The organism is Streptomyces sp. NPDC091376, assembly GCF_044757085.1.
GTDB lineage: Bacteria > Actinomycetota > Actinomycetes > Streptomycetales > Streptomycetaceae > Streptomyces > Streptomyces pratisoli.
On sequence record NZ_JBIVUF010000060.1, the window covers coordinates 1 to 4,167 of the forward strand.

At 65.1% G+C, this 4,167-nt stretch carries 1 protein-coding gene and 3 pseudogenes; 2 read left to right on the plus strand and 2 right to left on the minus strand.

Features of this window, described 5'->3' with window-relative positions:
• Positions 1-264: 264 nt before the first annotated feature.
• Positions 265-523 (minus strand): annotated as a pseudogene (locus tag ACIQMR_RS38225) (IS701 family transposase); the annotation flags it as partial.
• A 207-nt stretch (positions 524-730) separates the two neighbouring features.
• Here ACIQMR_RS38225 and ACIQMR_RS38230 point away from each other — a divergent pair.
• Together ACIQMR_RS38230 and ACIQMR_RS38235 are read left to right on the plus strand one after the other, a co-directional pair.
• On the plus strand, positions 731-1,726 hold the full coding sequence (locus tag ACIQMR_RS38230; protein ID WP_401397757.1) for a restriction endonuclease: 996 nt from the start codon (positions 731-733) through the stop codon (positions 1,724-1,726).
• 486 nt (positions 1,727-2,212) lie between these two features.
• Positions 2,213-2,728 (plus strand): annotated as a pseudogene (locus tag ACIQMR_RS38235) (transposase); the annotation flags it as partial.
• A 1,237-nt stretch (positions 2,729-3,965) separates the two neighbouring features.
• On the opposite strand, the pseudogene ACIQMR_RS38240 reads toward ACIQMR_RS38235, so the two are convergent.
• Positions 3,966-4,167 (minus strand): annotated as a pseudogene (locus ACIQMR_RS38240) (hypothetical protein); the annotation flags it as partial.

A 4,167-nucleotide genomic window follows, 5' to 3' on the forward strand; every position in this document is an offset into this window, starting at 1 on the left:
CGGTGACCGTCTTGCCCGAGGAGTCGACGAGCGCGATCGCGTCCCGCTTGAACTCCTCGGTGTACCGCTTCGTGTACTTGCTTCCCACCTGGTGCTACTTCCTCTGGAACCTCAAGATCCCAGTCTCCAGGTGCCCACGATCAAGCGAAAGGCTCAGGTGTGGCCGCGTCGTTTGTAGTGACTGATGCGGGCTTGCTGTTGTCGTCTGCGGCGCCAGCAGGACGTGCTGGACGGGTGATGGTCGGCGGTGGGTGACGCGGGTGATCAGGCGCCGGAGTTCTGGGAGGGTGAGGGGTATGAGCTGGAAGGATCCGTTTCTGCTTTCTCGCTATCCAGAGCTTGGGCCCGCAGGACGGTGAGGCAGGCGTGGGGCGGCCATGGCGAGGGTGATGTGGCGGTGCCAGCCGGGGTGGCGGCGGACCTGGTAGTCGTCCAGGCCGCATCCCTGCTTCGCGCTCTGGAAGCGGTCCTCGATCGCCCATCGGCTGCAAGCAACGCGGATCAGCTCGTCCAGGGTGATGCCCAGATATCGAGAAGAATCTGGCTAATCGGGCCGGCTACAGCATTGGGGCCAGCCTGCTGCGAATTGAACTAGCTTTGCCAATCTCGATATTGACTGCCCGTCAGAGCGCAGGTGGTTGTTGATCTCTGCTGAGCCATGATCTACGTGGCCGGTGTCCCTCCATCGCCCCGTTTTGAGAATGGATCGGCAGTCGCTACTCTCCCTGCGATGATCATCGATACCAACGCCCAGGTCACCCCGCGGCGCTACAAGGACAGAGACTTGCGCCGAATGATGGGTGACCTCCTCGGGAAAGCTAGCAGCGACGACGTGTTGGCGTGCTTTCTATGGGCTCAGGAGGGGCGAATAGGCCTGTACGGCTACCATTCCATTTGCGACGTCGAGACTTCCCTCGGAGAGCAGCTTGCGGAGTTCCAGGACCGTTGGTCCTCGTCTGAGGGCGAATTCCCTTTCGCTAAGGCAGAGTTCCGTCAGGCAGTTGATGACCTAGAAAGCGGACTGTACGCCCTTTGTGGGCAGGTGCGTGACCTGAAGCATAGGGCTGGAGTCCTGTTCAACAAGATGCGAATGCACTACGGAGATGAGTCGCTGACTCCGCTATGGCTCCCAGGTGAGAATCGATCGTCCTCATTGGAAGAAATTGGCGTTCTGTGGGATAAGGCGCTGGCTGCGAAGCGCAGGGCCGAGAGGCTGCCGCAAGCTCTCGATGAAGCGTTGGAGCAGGTCCGCCATCTAAACGACAAGCGGTGCCTCTTTTACGAGACCGGAAAGAGGTACACACTCGCAGACGTGGATTCTTTCGACCATAAGAACTTCGAGATCCTGGTGGCTTGGCTCGCACGGCGGGATGGTATGCGTGCCTGGCGTACGGGTGGCTCAGGCGACCTAGGTGCAGATGTCATCGCGGAAAGCCCTGATGGTCGTAGATTCGTCTTCCAGTGCAAGCACACTAAGGGTCGGCGATCGGTCGACTCTGCAGCCATGCAACGGCTGAACGGCACCGCCCGCCCGATCCACAAAGCGGATGTAGTCGCCATGGTTACAAGCGGCGAGTTCTCCGGGCCCGCTCGGGCCTTCGCCAACTCTCAGAAGATCCACATGATCGGCAGAGAGTCTCTGAAGAGGTGGTCAGAATGGGGAGACTCGCTCTATCAGGTTCTGGGGATAGAAGTGCCGCCGCCCGCTGCGACGGAATCCGCATAGAGCGCTATGCTGCCCTCCGTTCTGACTGCCGCCAAAGGCGGAAGCTGCGGGCCTGTTCCGTGAAGTCGCGGAACTCCGCGGACCGCTGCATATGTTCGTGATGCGGCCTTGGAGCTCTCGTACGTGCTCCACGCAGCGCACAGGTCAGTCCCTCCCCGAGCTGCAGTCCGCTCAGCGCGATCTCGAACCCTCGGCTCGCTTCGCCCTGATTGATGTACGCCTCCGCCTGCACCATGGTGACAAGGAAGTCGCTGCGGTTGTTCAGGCCATCACCGAAGATGCCGCTCGCGCCGCGCTCTGTGGCTTGCACGGAGCACCCGAGATCGCAGAAGCAGCGCCCGAACTCCGCCGCCAACTCCACTTCATCGAAGTAGGCGATGTACGCCGGATCGCTGCCCGGTGTGCGCTTGCTGAGCTGGCGCTCGGCGTCGGCAAGGGCGAGGTCGCAGCCTCGATCATCGCCGAGGCAGGCGAGAGCCCGAGCCTGTGGGGGCCGCCCCGGCGGCCCTGGATGGTCGGTTCATCGAAGAGCTTGTGTCCCGGGCTCGGGCCGAGGGCCCGCAGTTGGTGGGTGAGGGCGGGTTGTTGCAGCAGCTGACGAAGCGACTTCTGGAGTCTGCTCTCGAGGGCGAGATGACCGATCATCTCGGCTATGACGGGCACGATCCTGCTGGGATGAACGGCGGCAACTCTAGGAACGGGAAGCGGCCCAAGACCGTCGTCACGGACGTTGGTCCGGTCCAGATCGAGGTCCCGCGGGACCGGGAGGGCGCCTTCGAGCCGCAGATCGTCAAGTAGCGTCAGCGTCGGCTGACCGGCGTCGACGAGATGGTGCTGCCCCTGTCCGCGAAGGGCCTCACCCACGGGGAGATCTCCTCTCACCTGGCCGATCACCTGGCCGAGGTCTATGGCGCCAAGGTGTCGAAGCAGACGATCTCGACCATCACCGATTCGGTGATGGAGGGCATGGCCGAGTGGCAGGCCCGGCCTCTCGATTCGGTCCTTCTCATTGAGAGCCGATGGGTGGGACGGAACACCCGGTACGCAACTCGTGCTGCGAGACGGAAGCTGGGCTACTGCTGCGCGTCGGCGTGGTGGCGGGTAAGGGCCTGCCAGCGCCGCTCAAAGTCGGCGGCGTTCTCGTTGATGTAGTCGGTGCTGACGGGCTTGCTGTACTGAGCGGTGATCCCGCGGGCTGCGCACCCCTGCGCGACGTCGACCGCCGCAGGGTGCTCATCGCGCATCCGGTACTCGGCCCAGACGGTGTACACCCGGGACGGCAGGAAGTAGCGGCGCAGGTTGGCCGGGCTAACGGGCTTCCCGCCGCGGCCGTGCATACCCATCTCGGCAAGACGGGCCGACAGCTGCTCGGCCGTCGGCTCCTCGCCGTGCTCGGTCTGATGCTCCATCCACGCCAGGTGGTAGCGGTCGACCGTGGTCAGAGCGCTGCGCTCCCCCGGTGCCTCGTCCAGCCCCACCTGCGGAGCACCGATCGCCCCGTTCACGCGAGGACTGCGTTCCTCCTGGGCGCGCTGTGAACCAGAGCCGACGGGCACGGAATCGGAGCGCTCTGCAGGAAGGCTTTCGTCTGCGGCGTCCTGTCCGCGGCCGGCGGCTGCCCTCTCGGTGGCCAGATCGGGGCGGCCGAACTCACGCTCCTGGAAGCTCGTGACGAAGGCCGCCACGTCGTTGCCCGTGACGGACTGGCCGCCGTCTCCGGTGATGGCGTCCCGCTCGTACACGTACGCCGCGAGGGCCGCTGCATCGGGGTAGGTGCCGTGTTCCTGCTCGTAGGTGCGCCAGGCACTGTGGAAGGAGTCGTACCAGGACTGGTCGGCCGGCTCCACTCCGTCGGAGGGGTCCGGCTCGGTGCTGTGGGGTGCGTAGCGGGCCTGGAGAGCGTGCAGCAGTGGCTGCACGTGTTCCTCGGAGAGCGGGTCGCCGGATCCCGTGGAGATGCCGTAGGTGTCGCGGAGCCAGAAGGCCCACTGCGCCGGGGTCGGCTCCATCTGGAACTGGGAGAGGAACGCCTGGTATGCCTCGGTGAACCGCTCGGCGCCCTCCTCCCCTGCCGAGACCTGCGGCTCGTGGGGCCGCTCAGTCGCTCGGGTTGAAGCTGGGGCCTGAGCCGGTCGCGGCTCCCTCTTCTCCAGCTCTACTCTCCTCTGCTCGTGCTCCGCCACGTCCTCCAGCGCGGAACGTTCCGGCCCTCCCGGAGCGGGCGTCCGCTCAACGGTGAGCAGGGCTGCGGGCACTTCGATGCCTGCGGCTGCGAGTCCCGCCGGGGCCGTCTCCGCCAGCGGAACGCCGTATCTCGCCAGGCGCAGCGGCATCAGCGCCTCGATGGGCGCCTTGCGGCGCCACGCGCGCCCGTAGCGGGCCTGGAGGCGGGCCTGGTAGATCAGCCGGTCCTGCTCCAGCTTGATGACCTGCTCGTAACT

What these genes read in the sequence shown, in the direction of transcription:
- ACIQMR_RS38230 (WP_401397757.1), top strand. Translation starts at nt 731, where the DNA reads ATGATCATCGATACCAACGCCCAGGTCACCCCGCGGCGCTACAAGGAC.